At 42.7% G+C, this 3,420-nt stretch carries 3 protein-coding genes and 1 pseudogene; all 4 read left to right on the forward strand.

Annotated features, from left to right (window positions below):
- Nucleotides 1–182 (forward strand): annotated as a pseudogene (locus VF500_RS06250) (RagB/SusD family nutrient uptake outer membrane protein); the annotation flags it as partial.
- A 14-nt stretch (nt 183–196) separates the two neighbouring features.
- Nucleotides 197–2,095 (forward strand): glycoside hydrolase family 97 protein, encoded by a 1,899-nt coding sequence (locus VF500_RS06255; RefSeq protein WP_330858843.1) that lies wholly within the window; start codon nt 197–199, stop codon nt 2,093–2,095.
- A gap of 34 nt (nt 2,096–2,129) precedes the next feature.
- Complete coding sequence (locus VF500_RS06260) at nt 2,130–2,939, forward strand: DUF4350 domain-containing protein (protein ID WP_330858844.1); 810 nt, start codon at nt 2,130–2,132, stop codon at nt 2,937–2,939.
- Between the two features lie 78 nt (nt 2,940–3,017).
- The coding region (locus VF500_RS06265; protein ID WP_330858845.1) for an RNA polymerase sigma factor at nt 3,018–3,420 on the forward strand (403 nt) is incomplete at its 3' end.

Consider the following 3,420-nt stretch of genomic DNA (forward strand, 5'->3'; position numbering starts at 1 on the left):
AACGATATTTTGACTTAAAAAGATGGGCTTTGGATAGGGTAATTATACCAACCATCAAAGACCCGAACGCAACACAGCGAACGTTTCCGCTGAGGGATACTATCTGGCCGGTTCCGCAAACAGAAATTGATATTGCCAAAGCGGTGGGTAACACAGCATTTAAACAAACACCGGGCTATTAATCAAGCTGTAAACAATGAAAATTATTAAAAAAATGAGAGTGGCTATAAGTATAGCGCTCTCTTTGATGGCTTGTTCATCAGGCTTGTTTGCTGCCGCTAATGTAGTTATTTACAGCCCGGATAAGCAAATCCGCATGGAAGTATCCAACAAGCAGGGAGCTATATTTTATGCGGTTACCTATAAAAATCAGCCTGTTGTCAATACATCAGCCATGTCGGTTAGTATCGATCAAACCGCATTAACCAGTCAGGCGATTATTACCGGAAGCACAACTTATGGCGTAAATGAAACCTATCCATGGTATGGTGCGCATTCAACAGCTGTTAATCATTTTAACGGTGCAAAAATTAAGCTGCTTCATGGCAAAACCGCTTTTGTACTTGATGTAAGGGTATTTAACGACGCGGCAGCTTTCAGTTTTATAATACCCGGAGATAAAGGCGTTACACGTGTACCTGATGAAGCTACAGCGTTTAATATTCCGGCCGGCAGTACCATTTGGTATCATGACCTTAACGGGCATTACGAAGGCGTGCATACTCGTAAATTGATTGATTCTGTAAAAAATGGTCAATGGATAGCGCCGCCGGCCACAATTAAGTTACCCGGTGACGCAGGATATGCTTCTATTACCGAGGCCGATCTTAAAAACTACTCCGGGATGGCCTTGCTGGCTAATGGGCAAAGTAAATTGGTATTGCAATTAGCTCATCATCATCCCATATCTCATCCTTATGAGCTAAGGTATAGCAAAGAAGATATTGAACGCGTTTTAAAACCTGCTGCAATTAGCGCAACTATTACTACGCCCTGGCGTGTGATCATGATCGGTGCCGACTTAAATGTAATGGTCAATTGCGATGCCGTACACGATTTATGCCCTCCGCCCGATAAAAGATATTTTCCTGAAGGAATCAGTACTTCGTGGGTAAAGCCGGGACGGGCAGTATGGCAATATTTGGATGGTGCCGCTGATAAATCGGTGGCCGGTATGAAGGAGTATTCGCGCCTGGCTGCTGAACTGGGTTTTGAGCACAATATCCTGGAAGGTTTTTGGGAAAAATGGAGTGATGATGAGATCCGGGATCTTGTTAATTATTCGCAGCAAAAAGGGGTAAGTATCTGGGTTTGGATGCACTCTAAAGATTTGCGCGACTCAAGTATCAGGCACGCCCGGTTTAAGCGTTGCCATGATCTGGGTATAGCGGGTTTAAAAATCGACTTTTTTGATAATGAAGCAAAAGAGACGGTAGATTTATACCTGGCAATTTTAGCCGAGACCGCACAGCTGCATTTACTGGTTGACTTTCACGGATCAAATAAGCCTACGGGCCAGTCGCGTACCTGGCCTAACGAGCTTACCCGTGAAGCGGTTAAAGGCATGGAATCCAGCAAGCTTGAAGATAGGGCAACACACAGCACAACGCTGCCATTCACCCGTTTTTTAGCTGGCCCGGCAGAATATACACCGGTACATTTTGGTGAGCGCCGTAAAAACACCACATGGGCTAATCAGATAGCCAGCGCGGTTATTTTAAGTGCTCCTGTATTGACCTATGCCGCCAGTCCTAAAAATCTGCTGGCAAATCCCGGAGTTGATATTATCAAAAGCATCCCCTCAACCTGGGATGAAACAATTGTGCTGCCTCCTTCTGCCATTGGTGAGCTGGCTGTTTTTGCCCGGCGAAAAGGTAATACCTGGTTTTTAGCCGTAATGAATGGAACTCAGCCCAAAAACATAAAAATACCGCTTAGCTTCCTCAACTCGCCTGCTAAATGCATTGATATTCATGATGATCCGGAGAATACATCAGCATTGAAAACAGGAAGTTCAGTCGTAAAGCCCGACGATGTAGTGTCATTAAGTTTAGGTGTGGGCGGCGGATACCTGGCGAGGTTTAACATTCAATAATAGGATTACAACATACAAGCTGATACAAATTAATATGAGAAAGATTAAAGGTTACATTATACTACTGGTAATTAATTTACTGGCATCACCTTTTGTGATGGCACAGGGTAAGACCGTTACTTTAGATTGTTTTTTTAATAATGAATACCGTAAAAGTTCAGCAGGTACTCTGGAGCGGTATCACTATACCTGGGAAGACCTGAGGAGCAGTGGTTACTCTATATGGGGAGACGTTTTTAAAAAGAATGGCGCTAACCTTAAAAGCCTTGAAAGTGAACCCAATACTCAAAATTTAAGCGGGACAGATATTTATATAATAGTTGATCCCGACACTAAAAAGGAAACGGCTAACCCCAATTATATCGAAGCCAGACATATTAAAGCAATTACCGATTGGGTTAAGCGCGGAGGGGTATTGGTATTAATGGCAAATGACAGTGCAAACGCCGAATTACCGCATCTCAACAAACTGGCCGAAAAATTCGGGATTCATTTTAATGATGATTTATACAAGCATGTAATTGGTACCCAGTTTGAAATGGGAGCTATAACCGTTCCTGCAAATGATCCTGTGTTCAGAACAGCAAAAAAGATCTATCTGAAGGATATCGCTACACTTAAATTATCACCTCCGGCAACACCGCTATTAACGGATAGCGCACAGGTGATTATTGGCACGGCCAAATATGGCGCGGGCACAGTGATTGCTGTTGGCGATCCCTGGTTGTATAACGAGTATACCAACGGGCGGCTCCCAGCAACCATGGGTTTCGATAACGACAAAGCGGCCGATGATCTGAGTAAATGGCTGCTATCCAAAATCCCTGCAAAAATTAAACAATAAGACACGACAATTAATGCCTGTTGTTCAAACAAAAGCCAGTTATATATCGATGATAATTTAAGTCAATTAGTTAAAGTAATGCTTTCAGAAGTTGAATTAATCGTATTAATTAAGGCAGGGGATATCAACGCCTTTGATGAGTTTTATAAACGGAATTGGAGGCCCTTGTACCACATGGCTTACCGCTCAACCGGCTCATCCGATGATGCGAAGGATCTGGTACAAACTGTTTTTATTAATTTATGGAATTGCCGGTATAATTTACAGCCGGATAGGTACAATGCCTCATATCTTTTCAGAAGCTTAAAAAACAGTATCATTAACTTTCACAAAAAGGATTCAGTCCGGAAGAAAGGTATAGATAACCTATTATATCTGGAAGATACTGACCAGTATACCCATGAAGATAATTTAATGGCGAAAGAGCTGTCAGTTACAATTGAAGGAGAGATCCGGGAACTGCCCAAAAAGATGCAGGAGG

The sequence above is a fragment of the Mucilaginibacter sp. genome, assembly GCF_036383575.1.
Taxonomy (GTDB): Bacteria; Bacteroidota; Bacteroidia; order Sphingobacteriales; family Sphingobacteriaceae; genus Mucilaginibacter.

Excerpts from the sequence above, each read along its gene's own strand:
- VF500_RS06255 (WP_330858843.1), top strand. The coding sequence starts at position 197 with ATGAAAATTATTAAAAAAATGAGAGTGGCTATAAGTATAGCGCTCTCT.
- VF500_RS06260 (WP_330858844.1), top strand. The coding sequence starts at position 2,130 with ATGAGAAAGATTAAAGGTTACATTATACTACTGGTAATTAATTTACTG.